15 protein-coding genes are annotated in these 19,004 nt (G+C 58.9%); 5 read left to right on the top strand and 10 right to left on the bottom strand.

Annotated features, from left to right (window positions below; translation table 11 throughout):
* Positions 1–11: 11 nt before the first annotated feature.
* The 9 genes from TU84_RS19685 to TU84_RS19645 all read right to left on the bottom strand — a co-directional run bounded on the left by TU84_RS19685 (position 12) and on the right by TU84_RS19645 (position 11,372).
* Positions 12–1,271, bottom strand: a complete 1,260-nt coding sequence (locus TU84_RS19685) for a type II toxin-antitoxin system HipA family toxin (protein WP_048372033.1) — start codon at positions 1,269–1,271, stop codon at positions 12–14.
* Positions 1,264–1,581, bottom strand: coding sequence for a helix-turn-helix domain-containing protein (locus TU84_RS19680; RefSeq protein WP_048372030.1), 318 nt, complete (start codon positions 1,579–1,581; stop codon positions 1,264–1,266). Before TU84_RS19680 ends, TU84_RS19685 begins: the two co-directional genes overlap by 8 nt.
* 258 nt (positions 1,582–1,839) lie before the next feature.
* Complete coding sequence (locus tag TU84_RS19675) at positions 1,840–4,056, bottom strand: TonB-dependent receptor (RefSeq protein ID WP_048372028.1); 2,217 nt, start codon at positions 4,054–4,056, stop codon at positions 1,840–1,842.
* A 115-nt stretch (positions 4,057–4,171) separates the two neighbouring features.
* Positions 4,172–5,164 (bottom strand): siderophore ABC transporter substrate-binding protein, encoded by a 993-nt coding sequence (locus tag TU84_RS19670; RefSeq protein WP_048372026.1) that lies wholly within the window; start codon positions 5,162–5,164, stop codon positions 4,172–4,174.
* A gap of 14 nt (positions 5,165–5,178) precedes the next feature.
* Entirely contained in the window at positions 5,179–5,940 is a 762-nt protein-coding gene (locus TU84_RS19665; RefSeq protein ID WP_048372024.1) for an iron ABC transporter ATP-binding protein, read from the bottom strand.
* Positions 5,937–6,887: an iron chelate uptake ABC transporter family permease subunit gene (locus TU84_RS19660; protein ID WP_048372022.1), complete on the bottom strand. Its 951-nt coding sequence runs from the start codon at positions 6,885–6,887 to the stop codon at positions 5,937–5,939. The genes TU84_RS19665 and TU84_RS19660 overlap by 4 nt, the downstream gene beginning before the upstream one ends.
* A complete protein-coding gene (locus tag TU84_RS19655) occupies positions 6,884–7,825 on the bottom strand; it encodes an ABC transporter permease (RefSeq protein ID WP_048372020.1) in 942 nt (313 codons plus the stop codon). The genes TU84_RS19660 and TU84_RS19655 overlap by 4 nt, the downstream gene beginning before the upstream one ends.
* Complete coding sequence (locus tag TU84_RS19650; RefSeq protein WP_048372017.1) at positions 7,825–9,591, bottom strand: ABC transporter ATP-binding protein; 1,767 nt, start codon at positions 9,589–9,591, stop codon at positions 7,825–7,827. The genes TU84_RS19655 and TU84_RS19650 overlap by 1 nt, the downstream gene beginning before the upstream one ends.
* Positions 9,585–11,372 (bottom strand): ABC transporter ATP-binding protein, encoded by a 1,788-nt coding sequence (locus tag TU84_RS19645; protein WP_048372015.1) that lies wholly within the window; start codon positions 11,370–11,372, stop codon positions 9,585–9,587. Before TU84_RS19645 ends, TU84_RS19650 begins: the two co-directional genes overlap by 7 nt.
* Positions 11,373–11,562: 190 nt before the next feature.
* Between TU84_RS19645 and TU84_RS19640 the strand changes: the two genes are divergently transcribed.
* A complete protein-coding gene (locus tag TU84_RS19640; RefSeq protein WP_048372012.1) occupies positions 11,563–12,207 on the top strand; it encodes a TetR/AcrR family transcriptional regulator in 645 nt (214 codons plus the stop codon).
* Between the two features lie 190 nt (positions 12,208–12,397).
* Positions 12,398–15,058 carry an RHS repeat-associated core domain-containing protein gene (locus tag TU84_RS19635; protein ID WP_053225274.1) on the top strand — a complete coding sequence of 887 codons (2,661 nt, stop codon included), beginning with the start codon at positions 12,398–12,400 and terminating at the stop codon, positions 15,056–15,058.
* A 66-nt stretch (positions 15,059–15,124) separates the two neighbouring features.
* On the opposite strand, the gene TU84_RS19630 is transcribed toward TU84_RS19635, so the two are convergent.
* Entirely contained in the window at positions 15,125–16,309 is a 1,185-nt protein-coding gene (locus TU84_RS19630; protein WP_048372010.1) for an MFS transporter, read from the bottom strand.
* A gap of 99 nt (positions 16,310–16,408) precedes the next feature.
* On the opposite strand from TU84_RS19630, the gene TU84_RS19625 reads away from it, so the two are divergent.
* The 3 genes from TU84_RS19625 to TU84_RS19615 all read left to right on the top strand — a co-directional run bounded on the left by TU84_RS19625 (position 16,409) and on the right by TU84_RS19615 (position 18,982).
* On the top strand, positions 16,409–17,350 hold the full coding sequence (locus tag TU84_RS19625) for a LysR family transcriptional regulator (RefSeq protein ID WP_048372007.1): 942 nt from the start codon (positions 16,409–16,411) through the stop codon (positions 17,348–17,350).
* 127 nt (positions 17,351–17,477) lie between these two features.
* Entirely contained in the window at positions 17,478–17,987 is a 510-nt protein-coding gene (locus TU84_RS19620) for a sigma-70 family RNA polymerase sigma factor (protein ID WP_048372005.1), read from the top strand.
* Positions 17,988–17,992: 5 nt separating this feature from the next.
* Positions 17,993–18,982, top strand: coding sequence for a FecR domain-containing protein (locus TU84_RS19615; RefSeq protein ID WP_241486422.1), 990 nt, complete (start codon positions 17,993–17,995; stop codon positions 18,980–18,982).
* Positions 18,983–19,004 lie beyond the last annotated feature (22 nt).

The raw sequence follows: 19,004 nt of genomic DNA, 5'->3' as shown, positions 1-19,004 counted from the left end.
ATCCGGCCCCCTCAAGACAGCAGCGCCACATTTTGCTCAATGCGGCTTTGGATCGTGTGCACGGTGTCTCGAGTAATAGCCCCTGGGTAGAGATCCTCAGCGATAGCTGCAAACTGGCTCGCCACATTACAAATGCCGTCAATCACTCTACCTGCAACGTCCTGAGGCACCTCGGCTTCATCGGCGAGACGGAGCATTTGCGCGCGAGAAATCGACAGGGCTTCACCCAGTACGTCCATTTGGTGATACCCACCGGGACCTTCGCAGAAGGTCACGTCATAAGCCGGCGCCAGTCGCCACTTTCCGTTTTGCGACATGAGGTAGGCGAAGTTCTTCGGATGGTCATCTCTGTTGTTGAACGCAACATTGAAGACGGCCCGCTCGAAGGCCACTGCCATTTCTCGCACGTCGTTGGTACACATCTGCGTTGCCCGCAAGAAGTTGACGTAATCCAGTACCCCAGGTGATCTGTAATCGGCTCCGGTAAAGGCCGCGAGACTCTGCATAGGTATGCGCAGCCCCTCTTGGCGGTCAAAGCGTTTGCTGGCAAACGCCGCCAATCCGTCAGGCAGGCTGAAATACTGCGTATCAGGGGTGTCGATGCCGCACTTGCGCAGACACGCGGCGTAGACCATTTCGATAGCACATACCTCGACATGCTCATCTCTTGCCGGGAACTTGACTAACCAGGCTTCAAAGCCCGGCGTGACAGCCGTAGTAAACCCGCCAGTTTCGGGGTCGCGATAAACGAGGGCTTTAGGCCTTGCTCCTTGAGGCGAGCCGCCCACCAGCAGTAATGTCTGCAAAAACTCGCCACCGTGACCATGAAGCACTTCCTGCACTTGGGCGGCAAGCTGTTGCAGCGGGACGTGCACGTCAGATTCCTGCCCTTCGGGGGCGACGGGTTGAAATGTCATGGCCCCCATCGCATTGCTACCGATATAGGCCAGCCGTTCCAGAGCACCTATGCGCGCCGTGGTAAGCCCCCGCTGTCTGAACATGCGGTCCATCAGCAACAGCCCCCAGCCGTCCGGCAGCGAGTCGTAAACAGGCCCGGGCAAGTGCAGTTGGTGGCCAGGAAAATCTCGGCGCAACTGAGCCCCCTCTAACGGCAGTGTGTAGGAGGACAGTTCCAGGCGCCTTTGCCGCGCTTCGTTGCTGTACTCGAATACAATCAGCGGGCGACCGGTCAGCGCAGTCGTGGAGACCAGCGTGCCCCATAGCCATCGTTCACCCCAGCCCTCATAGAAGACGTTCACCTGCTCATGCATTGCTGGATTTCCTCTTTGATCGCTGACGATTGGCAGTGCTTTCGTAGCGCCGAATATCCTCAATGCTTTCCAGCTTTGGCAGGAACAGACTGTCGAGTTCCTTGGCTCGACCCAAGGCCATCGCCACCCGGACCACATTTTCGAACCCGACATTACGTCCGGCCTCAAGGTTGGACACCGTGTTAGCAGCTATACCGGCACGCCCGGCCAATTCGGTTTGTGTCATGCCCAGCGCCAGGCGCTCTGTGCGCAAGCGTTCGCAAAGGCGCTTAACGATCTCGCCGGGTTTGCTGAAGCTTAAATCCAACATAGCGTGTACCAAGTCTGTGCAATATCAGTTAATTCGCAAAACTCTCGAATTAGCACCTAATCCTATAAACGGCTTAATTCCCTGTATTTGTGAGTTAAAGCCAATTTACTGACTTTAGCCACAATTTATTGGATTTATATATCTTGAAGCCTATGCGCAGACTTGAAGCCGCCATGAGTCGTAGCGTGGATGAAGGTTTGACCCTCCCCCCAACCAAAATCTGGCGGCCCCTGCCGCCAGACCTTTTCCCCTACTAGCTCAAAAATCCACCGAAGCCGAAAGCTCCACCGTCCGTGGCGCGCCCAGCCCCAGGCTGGACAGGAGTGGCGTCCCCCAATAGGCCTTGTTGGTGACGTTGGTCACGCTGCCGCGCAAGGTGATCGGGCGGCTGGCCAGGTGGGTGGTGTAGCGGGTGCCAACGTCAAAGATGGTGTAGCCAGGGATCGATTGCGAGTTGTCAGCATTGATGTATTGCTTGGACACTGAGGTTGCGTTGGCGGTGAGGGTCAGACCTTCGATCACCGGGGTGTCCCATTCCACGCCCAGCTTGCCTTGTAATTTGGGCAAGCCGGTGGCTGTTTTGCCCTGGTTGATGCCGCCAGCAGTCTTGGTGAGTTTGGGGTCAACATGGGCCACGCCGCCCATAAGCCGCACGTCGTTCAGCGGCGCGCCGAAGAAGCCCCATTCAATCCCGCGATTGCGTTGTTCGCCGCCAAAGGAGAAGACGTTGGTGTCCGGGTCGGTATAGCTGCTGGGGCGCTTGATTTCATAGAGGCTCAGGGTATGAGTGAAGTCGCCTAAGTCCAGCTTGAGGCCGACTTCTTTTTGCTTGGACTTGTAGGGCGCGAACACATCCCCGGCATTCGCGGCTGTCATCGGCGCGGTGGCGCCTTTGCTCAGACCTTCTATGTAGTTGGCATACACAGAGACATTGTCGGTGACCTTGATCAGTAATGCCGCTGCGGGTGTGGTGGCGGCTTCGTCATAGCGGCCGGTTCGTGCGCCGGTGCTGACGCTGAAGGTGTCGGTCAGGACTTGCTGACGACGTACCCCCAGGGTCAATTGCACCTGGTCTTCAAGCACCGATAAGGTGTCTGCCACGCCGTAACTGGTCAGGCGGGTTTCGCTGTGGGCAATGTACGGAAAGCTTTTATCCGCTGCCGGGCCCCAGACCGGGTTGTAGATGTTGGTGATCCAGTCCGCTCCGGGCACCTGTCTGCGGCCGTAGTCTTTTTGGGTGTCGCCGTAGTGCGTGGCGTTGATCGACCATTGGTGCTTGATCGCCGCTGTCTGGAAGTTGCCCTTCAAGCCCGCTTCGCCTGAGGTTTTTTCGAGCTCCATTTTCAGTTGGCCCATGCTGGTCTTGAAGTCGCCCGCCTCGTTAAAGACCGTGGCCAACATGGTACCGCTGTATACGTAGCGGGTTTCGCTGGTGCCAAACGCCGCATAAGCCATGAGGTCGTCTGTCAGGTCGTACTCACCGCGCACGATGGCGCCGTGATCCTTGGTCTGCACATAGGCCCAGTCAGGGTTGAGCAAGGTATCGGACTTGGGTGGCTTGGGCACCGACACTCCGGAGGCCAGGTTGATACCGCGATTCTGCCCGCGAACACGGTCTTCACTCTCATACAGGTCGGCCGACAGACGCGCGCGCGCGCCTCGCCAGTCCAGACCGAGCGAGGTCAATTCGGCTTTCAATTTTTGATGATCCACAGCGCCGTCGCCATCCCGGTACACCCCGTTAAAGCGCACGCCGAACTGCTGGTCTTCGCCAAAGCGCCGCCCCACGTCCAGGTGCCCGCCAAACTGCGCATCGGACATATAGGTGCCGGTAAAGCGCGTTGACGGCTCGTTGCCTGCGCGCTTGGGCACCAGGTTGACGGCACCTCCGACCGAACCTCCCGGCGGCATGCCGTTGAGCAGTGCGGACGGGCCTTTGAGCACCTCGATGCGCTCGTACATTTCCGGCGAAATCCGGTAGTAAGGGGCGACGCCATACAACCCGCCGATGGTCACGTCGCTGATGTTGCTGGCAAAACCACGAATGGAGTAGTTCTCGCTGAAGGTGCCGGTCAACCCGTTGCTGAACACTGCCGGGTCCGTGGCGGCGATCACTTGGGTAATGTTTTGCGCCTGGCGGTCAGCAATGTATTTTTCGGTGTAACTGACGGTACTGAACGGCGTTTCCATAAAGTCTTTATTGCCCAGCAGGCCAACCCGGCTGCCGTAGGCAACCTGCCCTCCCGCGTAGCTGGGGGGCAATTCGGAAGGCAAGTCCATTTCACCCTCCACCCTCGTTTCAGGCAGTGTCGAGACAGCCTTTTCTTCGGTGTTCAAGGTGTCGGCATAGGCTGGCAAGCCGGCCACGGCCAAGGTCATGCCCAATAGCACGCGCTGTACGGCATTGGCGGTGCGGCTCAAGGCAAAGTCTGCGCAAGGTTGCGCAATGCGGGTTGAAAAGTGATTTTTACGCACGCTAAGGCTCCATTCAACTGGGAAGTTGCTGGTTGTTGTTTATCTAAATCAAAAGGGTGTTTTTAATGAGAATCGTTAAATAGCCAATTAATGATTGGCCAAGGCCTGCCGCGGCTTAGCGCTGATAGCCTTTTTCAACGTCCTCAATCATCAATTTCAGCGAGGTGGGACTCGCGCCGGTCACGTACCAGGCCTGGGCATCGGCAAAAATCACCTTGCCGTTCTTCCAAGCTTTGGTCTGCTGCAGCAACGGGTTGCCCATGCTTTGGGCGTCCATCACCGGGCGACGCTCCATCACCGCCGTGCGGTCCACCACATAAATGATGTCGGGGTTGGCCTGCTGAATGAATTCGCTGGAAATCGACTGACCATGCAGACCCGCTTCGGCTGTCGCGCTAGCGGGTTTCACCCCCAAGGCATTGAAGATAAAGCCGTAGCGCGACTGCACGCCGAATGAACTGAAAGCGCCATTGTTGTGAAGCACCACCAGGGCTTTTTCGGGCCTTCCTTCTGTGAGATGCCTGACCTCTTCGACTTTGGCATCCAGCTCATCAACCTTCTGGCGGGCCAGCGCCTGCTTGTCGAAAATCTGCCCCAGGGTCAGCAAGTGATCCTTGATGACGTCGATATGCCGCGCTTCGCTGTCGCGATAGTCGACATCGAAATGGACCGTCGGGGCCATTTCGCTCAGCTCTTGATAGTGATTGGCCTGTAACGAGGTGATGAGGATCAGGTCCGGCTTGGCCGCATACACCCGCTCAAGATTGGGCTGCACAATGGCGCCGACGTCTTCGACACTCGCGGCATCCTTGTAGCGGGCGAGAAAATGCGGGACAAAATCCTTTGGCATTCCCACCACCGGCACGCCGAGCTGGTCAAGAAAATCGACCTCGTTCATGTCAAGGGCGACCACCCGTTGCGGGGCGTGCTCGATCACCGTTGTGCCCAATTGATGCTGCACGCTGACCGGTGCGTAAGCGCCCTGCCCCGTCTGCGCGGAAGAGCTGGCCTTGGTCGGTGTTGCCGGTTTGTCGTTGCAGCCCTGCAGCGCAAAAGCTGCGGCTATCAGCAGGGCCAACGGCCACAAACGCTGGTTGTGATGCGCCATGTTCAAGGTTCTCTCTAGGGATTGAAGTAGTTGCACAGAAGCCCGCGCGGGCCCTGGCTGATGTCGAAGTCCAGCCCGTACAGTTCGCTGAGCCGGGTTTGAGTAATCACCTGTTCAACGCTCCCGGCGCACTGCACCGCACCCGCCTTCATCGCCACGATGTGATCGGAATAGCTGGCGGCAAAGTTGATGTCATGCACCACCAGAATCACCGTGCGGCCGAACTCGTCGCAGAGTCGGCGCAGCGCACGCATGATCTGCACGGCGTGCTTGATATCGAGGTTGTTGAGCGGCTCATCGAGCAACAGGTAGTCGGTCTGCTGGGCAATCGTCATCGCCAAAAAGGCCATTTGCCGCTGCCCACCGCTGAGTTCGTCGAGGTAGGCGTGACGTAACGGTTGCAGAGACAGAAATTCGATTGCCTCGCCAATCAGCCGCCGGTCTTCGGCGGTCAACGCCCCACGGCTAAACGGAAAGCGCCCAAACGCGACCAACTCCTCCACCGTCAAGCGCAAGTTGAAGTCTGGCGACTGGCGCAACGTCGCCACCCGCTTGGCGTACTCATTGATTGGCAAGCCCGTGACCGGGCGGCCTTCGAGGCGCACTTCGCCACGCCCCGGCGCCATCAGCCGCGCGATCATCATCAGCAACGTGGTCTTGCCAGCGCCGTTTGGGCCGATCAGCGAGGTCAGCCCGCCTCTCGGGAAACAGGCATTAACGTTGTTCAGTACAGTCTTGGCGCCATAGGCCTTATGGATGTCATGGACAGTAATCATGGGGTTCCTCGGGTACGCACCATCAACACCAGGAAGTACCCGCCGCACACCAGATTGACGAGGATGCCGACAGTGGTCTTGTAGTTGAAAACATGCTCGACCAAGAGTTGGGCGGCGATAAACATACCGACCGCAATCGCGCTGCCCAGCGCCAGGGTGACCCGGTGCCTGAAGGTACGGGCCAGGGCATACGTGATGTTTGCGACAAATACGCCCATAAAGGCTGTGGGCCCGAGCAAGCTGGTGGAAATCGCCACCAGCGCCGCAATCAAGCCCAGGTGCAGGCGCACGTTGCGCTGGTAATCAACCCCTAGCGAAATGGCCTGATCGCGCCCAAGGGCGAGTACATCCAGGGTGGGTAAGGCCTTCAGGCCCACCAGGCAAACCGCCGCCACCAGCGCCCCGCAGAAGAGCAACTGCGCAGGCTGTGCCCGATTAAAAGAAGCCTGGCTAAAGCCCTGCAACACAGAGAACTCACCGGGGCTGACCTTGAGCTGGACGAACTGGGTAAAGGTACTGATCACCATGGTCAGTACCAGCCCGACCAATAGCAGGAAATACACGTTGTTCTTGCCGTCCCGGAACAACCCGCGATGGATGCACCACGAATAGGCAAGCATCAGCAGCACGGACAGCAAAAAGTTACCGGACACACCCAGCAGAACCGCGCTGTACGTCCCGAGAAACAACACCAGCAAGGCCTGCAAGAGCAGATACACAGCCTCGTAGCCCATAATTGCTGGCGTTAATATGCGGTTGCCGGTAATGGTCTGAAAGGTAATCGATGACCAGGCAATCGCCACCCCGCCGATCACCATGGCGGCGAGCCGGGCGAGCCGTTTGGGGATCACATAGTCAACGTCCAGGCCCGAGCGCAGGAACACAAACACCAGCGCCAACAGAACGACCACGCCCCACACGGCATATCGGGGCAACACGCGGTTCATCGGTGCCTCCAGATGATCAGCGCGAGGAACAACACCCCGCCTACGCTGCCCGCAGTCAAACCGATGGGCACTTCGAACGGGTAAATAATCAGGCGCCCAAGAATGTCGCAAACCAACAGCAAGCACGCGCCACCCAGTGCCACGATGGGCAGCGTGCGCGCCAGGTTGTCGCCATAACGCAGCGCGACCAGATTGGGGATGACCAGGCCGACAAAGGGGATCGCGCCGACCGTAATCACCGTGGCAGACACCGTGACTGCCACCAGCAGCAAGCCCAGCACCACGGTTGCCGGGTAGTTGAGCCCCAGGCTGGTGGCCATGCCTTCGCCCATGCCCACCACGGTGAAACGGTGGGCATACAGGTAGGTCAGAGCAACAATCGGCAGGATCAAATAGATGATTTCGTAGCTGCCCTGCACCACTCGGGAAAAATCCCCCAGCAGCCAGCCCTGCATGCTTTGCATGATGTTATTACGATAGGCATAAAACTCGGCAAAGGCGCTCAGTACGCCGCCATACATCAGGCCGATAACCGGGACCAATACTGTGCTTTTGAACTGGATGCGGCGGATCACCAAGACAAAGATCAGGCCGGCAGCGAAACAGAACACCAAGGCGAACAGCATTCGTGCAGGCGCCCCGGCAGCGGGCGCCAGCGCCAATGACACGAGGATGCCGAGCTTGGCCGCATCCAGCCCGCCCGTGGTGCCCGGCTCGACGAATTTGTTACGCACAATATGTTGAAGAATCACCCCGCAGACCGCCAGGCCAACCCCGGTTAGCACCAATGCGGCAAGCCGCGGCAGGCGGCTGGCCGTGATCGTCAGCCAGGCATCGCCCGACGCAGAGAACAGCTGCGACCACTGCAACTGCCGCGCCCCGACCAACAGCGACGTCAGGCAGAGCAAGGCAAACAGCACAGTCCATCGTGCACGCATCAGGCTTGCTCGCCGTTCGTGGGCACAGCGATACGCCAGCCCTTGGCCGCCCGGCGCTGCTGCAAAAACTGCGCATAACGGCCGTTGCTGGCGCGCAATGCTGCCGGGGAGCCTTGCTCAACCAATTGGCCCTTATCGAGCACCAGAATCTGATCCGCCATGGCCACCGTGGACAGTTGGTGTGCGATCACCACCAGCGTGTGCCGACCGCGCAGCCTGGCGAGTGTCTGGGCGATCACCTGTTGGTTCTCGGCATCCAGGGCAGCAGTGGCTTCATCGACCAGCAGAATGGGGGCGTTTTTGATCAGCGCCCGGGCAATCGCAATGCGTTGACGCTCACCGCCCGACAATTGCGCACCGCCTTCACCCACCGGCGTATCGATGCCCTGAGGCAAACGCTCGATCAGTTCGCTGACCCCGGCCTGCTGCGCCGCATCTAGAATTTCGGCCAGGTTGGCGGCAGGTCTGCCGATACGGATGTTGTCGGCAATGCTGCCCTGAAACAGATAAGTGTCCTGGAAGATCTGACTGATCTGGCTGGCCAGTTGCGCGCTGGACATCTGCCGCACGTCCACCCCGCCAATCAGTACGCTGCCCTGGCTGGCATCGAAGAACCGCGCGAGCAAACGCACCAGCGTGGTCTTGCCGGAGCCGGAAGGACCAATCAGTGCCGTCATGCTGCCCGGCGCAATGCGCAGGCTGACGCCGTGCAACACTTCCGGCTGATCGGGCGCATAGCGCATGCTGACCCCGCGCAACTCGATCGAAGCATCTACCGGGGTCTGTGGCTGAGTGGGCTCATGCAATGGCGCAACGGCAAAAATACTTTGCACTTGCTCAAGCTGACCGTAGGCACCACGCACGGTTTCGGCGTAGCTGGCCACGTCGAGCAACGGATCGATGTAGCGGCTGGCCAACACCAGCACGACCACAATAGCAATCACCGAGCCAGTGTCCTGAGCAATGCCCAGTTGAGCGTCGAGCCAGCCCACAGCCGCTATCAGCAGTAGCGCAAAGATGACCTGTACCACCCAGGCGTTGAGCACCACCGAGAGCGTGGACTGCAAGATCAGGCGCATGCCGGAGCGGCGCTGCCGGTCGATGGCGTGCTCCAGCAACTGCGTCCCGCCGCCTTCGCCGTTAAAGGCGCGCAGCACCGACTGTGCCTGGGCGAACTCAACCATGCGCTGGCTGGCATCGGCAAAGTGCTGCTGGTAAGCCCGGCCGGAGTGTCGCCCGAGCCGCCCTGTTAAACGCAGCGCGAGCACCAGCAGCGGCAGCCCCAGCAGTGCAATCAGGCCCAGCGTCCAGTGCAGCGCAAACAGCGCAGCGATCATCACCAGCGGCGTGACGGCGCCGGTGATAAGCGGCGTAAAGACATGCGCCGGTAATTGCGCAACAGCCATCACACCGTGGGTAATCACATGCCCAAGGCGACTGGTATTTTGCGCGGTGAACCAGCCCAGCGGCAGGCTCGCGACATGATCACCGATACGTTGCCGGGCGCCCTGCAAGATCGCCACACCCACCGCCACGCCTGCCTTGTCTACCTGGCGTCGCCAGGCCCAGCACACCACCACGCCCGCCAGCGTCAGGCCCAGCCATAACCCGGCGCCCCGCACATCGTTGGCCAATAAATGCTGTAACACGGGGACCAGGGTGATAAGGCTCAGCCCGCTGAGCAAGCCATAGGCTACGGCCATGCACAGGTAGCGTCGCAAGACGGGCGCGTCATCGCCCAATAATTGAGCAAAGGGTTTTAGCATGACGGCACCGCCTGTTGTTCTGAATGCGTGTAACCACTCTGCGCCCACAAGCGCGCATAGAGCCCCTTGCGTGCCAGCAGTTGCTGATGCGAGCCCTGTTCATGCACCGTGCCGTTGTCGAGCACGATGATCTGGTCGGCATGCATCACCGTGTCGAGCCGATGGGCGATCACCAGCAGCGTGCGGCCTTCGGCAAAGCGTGAAAGGGCTTCCTGGATCGCCACTTCGCTTTCGGCGTCGGCGGCGGCCGTGGCTTCGTCGAGCACCAACACGGGCGGATCAAGCAACACGGCGCGGGCGATGCTCAAACGCTGCTGCTCGCCGCCAGAGAGCTGTGCGTCTTCGCCGATCACGGCGTCATAGCCGCGTGGCAACGCGAGGATTCGCTCGTGGATATTCGCGGTTCGCGCTGCCTCCTCGACCTCTTGCCGGGTGGCCGACGGCCTGCCCAAGGCAATGTTGTCGTGCACGCTGGCGTGGATCAGGCGCACCTCCTGCAAGACAAAACCGATGTGCCGGTACAGGCTGGAGGACTCGATGTGGCGAATGTCCACACCGCCCAGCGTGATGCGCCCCGCGGTGGGGTCAAAGAAGCGCAGCAGCAGTCGCGCCAGCGTCGATTTGCCCGCACCGGAGTAACCGACAATGGCCGTGGTGGTGCCCGGTTTCAGCGTCAAGTTGACGTCTGCAAGCACACGGCGCTCAGCGTCATAGGCGTAACCCACACGCTCAAAGCGGATCTCGTTGCCGTTGGGCGATGCCTGTTCGCTTGGGTTTGGCTGCTCCAGCACCGGTGTATCCAGCAAGGTCTGCACACGTCGGGCGGCGCCAGTCGCGTGATTCAGGTCATGGGTGATGTAGTGCAACAACAGCAAGGGGCCGCAAAGCCCCGGGGCCACCAGGGCAAACGGCAACACATCGAGAGGTTCCATCCAGCCCAAGCCAACGAATACGGTGCCAAAGACCAGCACCATACCCAGTACCGTGACCGGCGCAATCAGCGCATTGGCATTGGCCATCGGCGTCACCAGTGGCCGGGTGAAGCCGACAAAAGCCTCGGCGAAGGCATCCACCGCAGCGCGGTAGCTGCGGGGAGCCCTGGCGGTGCCACTAAATGATTTGACCACGGCAATACCGTTGACGAACTCCACGACCGCGTTGTCAATGCGCCCCATGCCGGCCGCGAACGCCTGCATATTCGCTTCACTGGCTTTCATGGCCCTGGCGAAGAACAGGAAGAACCCCCCAAGTGGCAGAAGCGAGACAATAGCCAGCCGCCAATCCAGCGCAAACAGGTAGATCAGCGCGATCAAAATGGCCCCGCCTGCACGGCCCAGTGTCGTGTAGAAATGCGCCGTCAGGCTGTGCAGCGTATTGATGTCGTCCTGCATCGCCTGCTTGACCTCGCCCGAGGCCCGACTGGTGAACCAGCCCAACGGCACGCGGCTCAGGCGTTGCGCAATCGCCACTCGCAAAAGATGGGTGAGGCGGTTGTCAGCCAAATGCGCGAGCAGCTCAGAGGCGGCGATCAACAACAAACCTGCACACAGGCTCGCCAGCCCGACCGTCACGGCCCACCACACCTGAGTTTGCTCCAAGTCGGCATCGCTCAGGGCAAGCCGGGCGATGTGCGCAATCACCGCCAGTGGCACCAGCGTCAACATCGCACCTAAAGCCGCAAGCACAGCGGCAATAATCAATCGCCCACAAACTGGCTTCAGTAGCTGGCTGATCGGGCCACGCACCTTTGGTTTGGCCGAGGCCGGGTCAGGAGTTTCCATGGAATTCAAACGTCCGGAATTTCAGGAGAGCTGGAAAGCTCGCGCTTTCCTTCGCAGGGATACAAGCGTCGTCAGGGCATTAGAAACGCCACTGTAAACGCCAATCTTAATTAGTTGCATGACTATAAACTAATTTGCGAAATCCTGACAAGACGGCTACAAGACTGTCACCCACGTTCAAGGATTTGTTATGACCCCGCCACAAACGCCCGCAACCCGAGGGCGCCCTCGTACCATCACCCGGGAACGCATCGTCGAAGCAGGCATCAAGATGGGCTTGCCGAGCATTACCTTTGTCGGCGTTGCTGCGGCATTGGGCGTTAGCCATATGGCGCTTTATAAGCACGTGGCGAATCTGGAAGCCCTCAAGAGCATGGTCGCCGAGGAGATATTCACCCGCTGGCAGATACCCCAGGCCGAGGCTGATCAATACAGCGGGCTGAAGGACTGCATGCTGGTGTTTGCCACCTCGGTGCGGGTGTTCGTCAAGGCGCATCCAGGACTGACGCCTTACGTCATCCGCAGGCTGGCGGCGACCCAGCCGATGCTCGCCAAAATCGACGACCATCAGAGCCATATCGCCCAGGCCTATGGCCTTTCAAAAGAGCGTGCGCGCTGGCTACTGGCGACCGTCGCGTTTCACGGTATCGCCGTGGCCGACACGGTGTATTCGGTGACCGGTCGGGAACCGGTACTGGAGGCGGAGCGCGCGACAGAAGAAGCCGAGATGGAAGCCGAGCTTGAACAAGGCATGCACGCGCTGATCGTCGGTGCACTGGTGCTGCTGGAGCAAGACGCTGAAAAAGAGGCCCTGGCAAAACCGGCCATGCCCTAATCCTGGCGGGCAAGCAGGTTGTGAGGCTATAGCGGCTCGCCACGTTTGACATCGATCAAATTGATCCAGATGTCTGCCTTTCTCAGGCCGGCGTTCCAGGTGAATTGGCTCATTCCATAACAGCCTGCTACCGTTTAAATTCAAGCGGCTTCTACAACTGAATCCGTGGCTGATACGTTGAGAATTGCTTATGCCAAGCTCCCTGCATCAGCGCACGCCTTTGCTGACTGCCACCGATCCACGTGGTTTGGTTGTACGCAGTATTGCTCACCATCGACAGGAAGTTGAGAAACCCATCGCTGAGCGGGTCCAGCGTCAAGTGTTCAATGCCAACGGGCACCTGTGCCAGCAATGGGACCCGCGCTTATTTGAGCTGAGCGATCTCGCAAACCAATCCAGGCTGTACAGCCTCAGCGGCCAAGCGCTGCTGACCACGAGTGTGGATGCCGGCTGGCGGCTTGCCTGCCATGACGCCGCCGGGCAGTTGCGTGACAGTTGGGACGGGCGCGACACCCATCGGCGCTTTACCTACGATGAACTGATGCGGCCAGTGAATGTGTTCGAACACGAGCCGCCGCTGTGCGTGGAACGTTTTACCTACGCAGGTGCCGACGAAGAAGACGCCCACCACAACCGCTGCGGGCAACTGCTTCGCCACGATGATCAGGCGGGCAGTCTGTGGCATGACGCATTTTCCCGTACCGGGCAGCCGCTGAGCGAGGCGCGGCAATTCTGCACCGCACTGACGTCGCCCCAGTGGCCCGCGTCTGAAGCCGATCTTGAAGACACGGCTTACATCACACGCTGGCGTCACGATGCGCTGGGCGCTGTTATCGAGCAAGTCGACGCCCTTGAGCACGTGCAGCGTTTTGAATTTGATGTCGCCGGACAGCCTTTTGCGTCCTGGCTGGACAACGTTGCCCTGCTCAAAAGCACGACCTACAACGCTTTGGGCCGAGTAGAAATTGAGCAGGCAGGCAACGATGTGACGATCTCGGCCTATTACTCGGCGCGGGACGGCCTGCTGTCCAACCTGAAGGCCAAAAGATCAGACGGCAAGATGCTACAGGACCTGCACTACCAGTACGATCCGGTAGGCAACATCACCCTTATCCAAGACTTTGCGCAGCCGGTGCAATGGTTTGCCGGGCAGCGTATTCAGGCAGTCAGTACCTTCACCTATGACACGCTCTATCAATTGATCAGCGCCACCGGTCGCGAAAACGCCAGCCAAACCATCGGCCCGGGTCTGCCGGGACTGGAGATCTTCGGCCCGGTAGATGACAGCCGTTGGCGCACTTACAGCCAGACCTACAGCTACGACAGCGGCGGCAACCTGACCCGGCTCAAGCACGCTGCCGGGGCTGGCAACAGCTACACCCGCGAAATGGTCGTCGACGCACGCAGCAACCGCAGCCTGTTCAAGGACGGTTCGCCGTTAGATTTTGCCAAGGCGTTTGATGCCAACGGCAATCTCCAGGCTTTGGCCCCTGGCCAACTTATGCAGTGGGACAGCCGCAATCAGTTACAGCACGTGACCCAGGTGCAACGCGAAGATCCCGATGGCCAGGACGACGATACAGAAACCTACGTCTATGACGTCGGCGGCCAGCGCGTGCGTAAAGTACGCCGCGCCAAAACCCGGGGTGGCGAGCACATCAGCGAAGTGCGCTACTTGCCGGGGCTGGAGATCCGCAGCCGCACATCAGGCGAGCAATTGCACGTGGTGCTTGCCCAAGCGGGGCGTAATGCCGTGCGTTTGTTGAACCGTGAAAATGGCCAGCATCAATACCGTTACAGCGTGAATGACCACTTGGGCAGCAGCACGCTGGAAATGGATCAAAACGGCGAGTTGCTGAGTCAGGAAAGTTACTACCCCTACGGCGGTACGGCCTGGTGGGCGGCCAAAAATGCACTGGAAGCCCGCTACAAAGTGATTCGTTATTCGGGTAAAGAACGGGATGCAACCGGGTTGTATTACTACGGGTTCCGTTATTACGCACCGTGGTTGCAGCGCTGGATAAATCCGGATCCGGCGGGTGATGTGGATGGGTTAAACCTGTATCGAATGGTCAGGAATAACCCAGTGCGCTTTTACGATGGCGATGGCAGGCAGCCCAAAGAGAATGATGATGACTACTCAGACAATTCCCCCAGCGCACACTTTCCGGGCGATCAACAAGATCTGAAAACATTCTTGCGTCGGGACGTGACTGAACAAGAGTCGGCGGCTCGCCGAACGGCTGTTGAGACTGACCTGACTCATAAAGCATCTGGCATAAATACGATTAGATCGACCTACTCGGACTCTTCCATATCCGAAAGTTACCGTTTCAAAAACGAGTATTTACCGGGGCGTTGGAAAATGATCGAAAACTTCCGTGCACCCGGCGATGGACCGTACGCAACTGATGTGACGTGGCATCAATATGAACTGGTTTCAAAGCAGAACAATTTCTACGGTGTATTACCGAAAGTCATTGTGCGCTGGGAAGTCATCAATAAAGAGGCGTTAAGCGCTACCGATAAGAACGAAGGAATGCTTGTGAATTTCCTCAACAGTGCAGGTAATGGCCGCTCTACCCAAAGAATCATGGATGCATTCGGTCTGCTGCCAACGGCGATCGACAGGCAAGTAGTTCGTGATGCCTTCAAAGGGGTGGATATCGACGTCATTGCTATACATGTCAAACCTGATCCCGCAATACAGAAAAGATTGCGCATAGCGAAGGAATTCGAGTGGACCGTAAAGCAGGGCATGCGTAATCCTGTTTCGCGTGCAGCGCACAGTGCCTGGCGAATAGTCAAACGGGGCATGCTGCCGAACGCTTCCCGACGTGCATTACGCTAATCCGTGGCAGAGGCCAGTATTGGCCTCTGCCACGGGGTGTTTGCCAGCCTGCCTTTCGTACCAGGCCTAACGCCTGATTTGCTGGTGCTTAACTGCCCACGCGATAAACAGCGGTGGCAGTAACAACCCCAGCACCAGCCACGGTATGGCTTGCGGCCCCCAGCCTGTCAGCACAGCTGCGCCGAGTACGCCACTGCCTGCAAACGCCAGATTAAAGACCGTCACCAGCATTGATTGAGCGATGTCAGCGCCCTCACCCGCCACCTCGGCCAATGCTGTTTGCAGCAACGTCGGCGCTCCGCCAAAACTCAAACCCCACAGCACAAGGCAGAAATACAGTGCACTGTCATTAAGGCGCCCCACACCCAAAGCAAGCGCTATCAGTGCAAAGGTGGTCAGGTTGATCAGAATCAAACGCTTGAGCCTGCCGTCGATTAAAACACCGGTGACCCACAACCCAATCATCGCGGCGATCCCAAATGCCAGCAGGCCCCGATCGACCTGCAGGGCCAATCCAACAGATGCCATAAACGCGGCGATGTACGTGTAAAGCGTGTAATGGGCGAGAATCCAGAGCATGACCACTACCAGCACAGGTCGTACACCGGGCGTTTGCAATACGTTGCGCAGCGGCAAACGCCCAGCAGAACGCAGCCCTGGATAATCAGGGATTTGCTGATGGATCCACAGCATAACCAGCAGACTAAGCACTGAAAGCGCTGCAAATACCCAGCGCCAGCCCAATAACACACCCAGCCAGGCTCCAAGCGGTACGCCCAAAGCCAACGCTAAAGGTATGCCCAGCATCGCAAGCGCCATGGCGCGGCCTTGCAGTTCAGGAGCAACCATGCGTCTGGCGTAGCCTGCCAGCAGGCTCCAGGCCAGGCCGGTTGCTATCCCGACAAATAAACGCGCAGCCAAGGTCAGGCAAAACCACGGTGAGAACGCGGTCACGGCATTGCCGACACAAAACACCCCTGCCGCCAGCATCAGCAATACGCGCCGGCGCCAACCTTGCAGCACCAGGGTTAATGGAATAGCTGCCAGCCCTGAACCCAGTGCGCACAGGGTCACCAGTTGCCCAGCCCAGGCTTGCGACACACCAAACGTTGCGGCAATTTGCGGCAAAAGCCCTGCGGGTACGGTTTCATTGGCGGTGGCGATAAAGCTGGCCATGGTCAGCGCCAATAGCGCCCCCAACGGAAGACGCTCTTGGGGTCTAGATAAGGAAGAAAGTGTTTCAGCGGTCATGGCCTGTGCTCAGTAGCGATAGAAGGCATAAGTCTGCGCAATTGCCAGAACCTTGATAATTGGCCTAGCATTTGACGAACCTTCAAATCCAGATTGAATATGGCCACTGACCGCTTGGGTGATATGCGTTTATTTGTCGAGGCGGCAGCGCTCGGCAGTTTGTCGGCTGCGGGTCGCAAACCGGGCTTGTCGCCCGCGGCGGCCAGCGCACGACTGATCAAACTGGAGGCGGCGCTGCGCACCCGTTTGTTTGATCGCACCACGCGCCAGTTACGCCTGACCGAAGAAGGCCGCTTTTACTTACAACAATGCTGGGTCGCCTTGCGCGCAATTGACGAAGCCGAAGCCGGGCTTCAAGCCAGCGGTAAAGAAGTACGTGGCAAAGTGCGGATATCCGCCTCGGCCGATTTTGGCCGCAATCTGTTCAACGACTGGCTGCAAGACTTCAGCGCATTGCACCCGGACTTGAAAATCGCGCTGACCTTGTCTGATTCAGTGTCAAATCTGCTGCAGGACGATCTCGACCTAGCCATCCGTTTTGGCCTGCCCCAAGACAGCTCGCTGATCGCCCGCCAACTGGCTCCCAACTGGCGGGTACTGTGTGCGTCACCTGAATACCTGGCACGCCATGGTGAGCCTGAAACCCCTGCTGATCTCGCCAGGCACACGTTCATCGTTCTGGTCACGTCGCCCGGGCCACTGAATACCTTCCACTTTGTGGTTGAAGGGCAGCCGTGGGATCACGTCGTCCCCATGAACGAGGCCTGGGAAACCAACGACGGTGCGCTGGCCAGGGAGTGGGCATTGGCTGGTCACGGCATCGCCCGAAAAACCATCTGGGATGCCGCCACGGATATACGGGCAGGCCGACTGAAAGTCGTGCTCCCGGACTTTTGCATCCGCGAAGCAGGTGTCTATGCCGTTTTACACAGTAACCGCTACCGAAGCGCTCGGGTGCGGGTATTGCTGGACTTCCTTATCGAGCGTTTCAGTCGGGCAACCCATGATTTGTTGCTCGATGCCAAGGATGCAGCGCACTAAACAGCGGGTTATTCACTCACCTGCCATCCCTGTGAACACACTGGGCCCGGTACTGGCAGATTGCATCCCTCCAGCGGCCACGCTAAAGTTGAGAATACTTATCAATCACTAACTGATTTTCATCATCATGACCAACCACCGCAGTTTCGAACAGGATGTCGAGCACCTCTACCTGCAACACAGTGGTTGGCTGAAGAACTGGTTGCGCAAACGCTTGCAGGAAAACGCCGATGCCGATGACCTGACGCAGGATACGTTTGTACGCATCATGCGGTCGCGGCGCCCGGTCGATGACTTGCGCCAGCCCTTGGCCTATCTGGCGACAATTGCCAATAGCCTGCTGATCAATCGCTGGCGCCGTCAGGCGGTGGAGCGCGCTTACCTGCAAGCGTTGGCCGAGCAGCCACAAGCACTGCAAATGTCCCCGGAAGACAAATCCCTGCTGATTGAAACCCTGGTAGAGATCGATGAATTGCTCAACGGCATGTCGCCGTCCATGCGAGAAATTTTCTTGCTCTCGCAACTCGACGGCCTGACCTACAAACAGATCGGCAGCCAACTGGGGATGAGTGTCGATAAAGTCCAAAAGTCCATGAGCAAAGCGTTCGCCATGTGCTACGCCAGCCAGTTCGAGTGAGTCGCGTGTCAGTGTCCGAAAACCCGTCCACGCCTCTGCCCGAAGCCATCCGTGACCAGGCCCTGGCATGGTTTACCCTGGCGCAATCGGGCGAAATGAATTCGGCGCAAGCCTTGGCGCTCCAACAATGGCGCAACGCACATGTGCAACACGAGCAGGCATGGCAACGCTTCAACAGCATTCGCCAACAGTTGCAGCGTCGTTCCAGCCAACTGGCCAATCCCTTGGCCCGGCAGACCTTAAAGAACACCCCTGCACAGGAACGCGATCGTCGCCAAGTGCTCAAGATTCTGCTCGGTGCCGGGCTTCTGGGCGGCACTGCCTGGCAAGCCAGCGACAGCTTCTGGCTGCAAAGCACGCTTGCCGATTATCACACCGGCACCGGCGAACGCAGCCACTACACCTTGGCAGACGGTACGCAGATCTGGCTTAACACGCGCACCCTGCTGGATGTGCACTACGACGCTCAGGTACGGCGTCTGACCTTGCGTCAGGGTGAAATAGATGTGCTTACCGCCACCGACCCTGGCGGGCGACCTCTGCTGGTCTATACCGCCGAGGCGCGCTTGCAACCGCTGGGTACGCGTTTTAGCGTGCGCCGCGAGGAGGATGGGCGCGGCACCCTGCTGGCGGTCAGTAGCGGCAAAGTGGCTGCCAGCCTGAAGAGCGGTGGCGACTCACGGGTGGTGCAAGCCCACACCCAAGCCTGGATAAGCAGTCGCCAGGTGTACTCTGCACAACCCGCCAATCTCGCCGATACAGCCTGGATCGACGGATTTATTGTCGCCGAGCGCATGCGCCTGGGGGACTTCATACAGGAACTGTCGCGCCATGTGCCCGGCCTGTTGCGCTGCGATCCCGCTGTCGCGGACCTGCGGCTGACAGGGTCGTACCCGTTGCAAGACCCCGAACAGATTTTCTCGATGTTGGAGCAAAGTTTGCCGGTGACAGTGCAGCGTCGCACCCGTTATTGGACAACCCTCACCTCGCGCTGAACACGTCTTCAAAATAAATCAG

Source organism: Pseudomonas helleri, from assembly GCF_001043025.1.
Taxonomy (GTDB): Bacteria; Pseudomonadota; Gammaproteobacteria; order Pseudomonadales; family Pseudomonadaceae; genus Aquipseudomonas; species Aquipseudomonas helleri.
This window is presented reverse-complemented; position numbering and strand designations above follow the sequence as displayed.

What these genes read in the sequence shown, in the direction of transcription:
- TU84_RS19620 (WP_048372005.1), top strand. Translation starts at nt 17,478, where the DNA reads ATGACCAACCACCGCAGTTTCGAACAGGATGTCGAGCACCTCTACCTG.
- TU84_RS19625 (WP_048372007.1), top strand. Translation starts at nt 16,409, where the DNA reads ATGGCCACTGACCGCTTGGGTGATATGCGTTTATTTGTCGAGGCGGCA.
- TU84_RS19685 (WP_048372033.1), bottom strand. Translation starts at nt 1,271, where the DNA reads ATGCATGAGCAGGTGAACGTCTTCTATGAGGGCTGGGGTGAACGATGG.
- TU84_RS19660 (WP_048372022.1), bottom strand. Translation starts at nt 6,887, where the DNA reads ATGAACCGCGTGTTGCCCCGATATGCCGTGTGGGGCGTGGTCGTTCTG.
- TU84_RS19665 (WP_048372024.1), bottom strand. Translation starts at nt 5,940, where the DNA reads ATGATTACTGTCCATGACATCCATAAGGCCTATGGCGCCAAGACTGTA.
- TU84_RS19655 (WP_048372020.1), bottom strand. Translation starts at nt 7,825, where the DNA reads ATGCGTGCACGATGGACTGTGCTGTTTGCCTTGCTCTGCCTGACGTCG.
- TU84_RS19650 (WP_048372017.1), bottom strand. Translation starts at nt 9,591, where the DNA reads ATGCTAAAACCCTTTGCTCAATTATTGGGCGATGACGCGCCCGTCTTG.
- TU84_RS19645 (WP_048372015.1), bottom strand. Translation starts at nt 11,372, where the DNA reads ATGGAAACTCCTGACCCGGCCTCGGCCAAACCAAAGGTGCGTGGCCCG.
- TU84_RS19630 (WP_048372010.1), bottom strand. Translation starts at nt 16,309, where the DNA reads ATGACCGCTGAAACACTTTCTTCCTTATCTAGACCCCAAGAGCGTCTT.
- TU84_RS19680 (WP_048372030.1), bottom strand. Translation starts at nt 1,581, where the DNA reads ATGTTGGATTTAAGCTTCAGCAAACCCGGCGAGATCGTTAAGCGCCTT.
- TU84_RS19670 (WP_048372026.1), bottom strand. Translation starts at nt 5,164, where the DNA reads ATGGCGCATCACAACCAGCGTTTGTGGCCGTTGGCCCTGCTGATAGCC.
- TU84_RS19640 (WP_048372012.1), top strand. Translation starts at nt 11,563, where the DNA reads ATGACCCCGCCACAAACGCCCGCAACCCGAGGGCGCCCTCGTACCATC.
- TU84_RS19635 (WP_053225274.1), top strand. Translation starts at nt 12,398, where the DNA reads ATGCCAAGCTCCCTGCATCAGCGCACGCCTTTGCTGACTGCCACCGAT.